The sequence below is a fragment of the Streptomyces sp. NPDC046876 genome (genome assembly GCF_040645035.1).
Classification (GTDB): Bacteria; Actinomycetota; Actinomycetes; order Streptomycetales; family Streptomycetaceae; genus Streptomyces.
Genome location: NZ_JBEYXK010000247.1, coordinates 1 through 1,122, shown reverse-complemented (window position 1 = coordinate 1,122; position 1,122 = coordinate 1). Strand labels below are relative to the sequence as shown.

Annotated in this window: 2 protein-coding genes; both read left to right on the top strand. The window is 43.1% G+C overall.

Going from position 1 to position 1,122, the window contains the following annotated elements; translation table 11 throughout:
• The first annotated feature begins 196 nt into the window (after window positions 1-196).
• The gene (locus ABZ924_RS38775) at window positions 197-589 is read left to right on the top strand and encodes a helix-turn-helix transcriptional regulator (RefSeq protein ID WP_361920465.1); all 393 of its coding nucleotides are present in this window, start codon (window positions 197-199) and stop codon (window positions 587-589) included.
• Window positions 590-623: 34 nt separating this feature from the next.
• Window positions 624-1,122 (top strand): hypothetical protein (locus ABZ924_RS38770; RefSeq protein ID WP_361920463.1); only part of this gene is annotated, 499 nt, incomplete at its 3' end.

The following is a 1,122-nucleotide window of genomic DNA, read 5'->3' as shown; positions in this document are numbered from 1 at the left end:
GCCATGTACGCAATAAATGGTGATTTCAATTCTGTTTCCTCCCAGATAACTGTTTACAATAATGAAATAGATTTATTATAATGTACAAACATAAGTATAAAATACTCCTGTACTCATTGGTAGGCTTACTTCTCCGTGTTTAGTATGTCAGCACAAAATGAAGGAAACAGACATTATATTAGAAAGGATTTTTGCTATGAACAATTATCGTCTCGGGCAAACGGTATTAAATTATCGAAAAAAGAAAGGCCTGACAATTCGTGAGTTTGCCGAATCTGCAGGCATTAGCACTTCGCTTATTAGCCAACTCGAAAGAGGACAGGCAAATCCCTCACTAAGTGTACTGGAATTGATTGCACAAGCATTGAATGTGCCATTGTTTACGCTTTTCATTAACGACATTGATATCGATTCACTCATTTCAAGAAAGAAAGATCGAAAGAAGGTATATCGCGAAAACAACGACCATATTGTCTATGATGTTTTGACGCCGGATTTCATGAAGGCACGCATTGAACTCTTAATAATGGATTTAAATGCACACTCTTCCACTACGGAAAGCCACTTTTCACACGACGACAATCCCTGAAATTGAGGAGCGATTCGAACACAATGATCGGACCGTGGCGTACAAAATGAATGTGCTGACGGCGCTTGAAACGAATGCGGTGGAAGCCATTCCACCGACTAGTGAAGTGAATCATCACTTGCAGCTGCAGGAACTGAAAAAGGCGACCGAACAGGCGACGAAAGTCAGCGAGCAACTCCGGATTCAAGCGTTGAGTCGCAACAAATTCGGCATGAAAAAAGAACAGTTGGTGAAGGATGGAACCGACCTTACGGCCATCTACCAGACGTCCATCCAACTCAATACGACGCAACAATTAATTGAACGATACGAGGCCAAGGCCACACACCTCGACCAGCAACTCACTGCCTTGCTGCGGGAGACGTTCCCTCACGCCAAAGACAACTTGCTGAAGAAACTCGACGCGCTTCCATTGGAAATGAAAACAGATCTGTTGAAACATTTCATCGAGAACGCGAAGCCGGCGAAAAACGTGAGCTTGAAAGCCTGCTTACAAGTCGCCAAGAAAGAACAAAGCAAACGGACGATGTCTT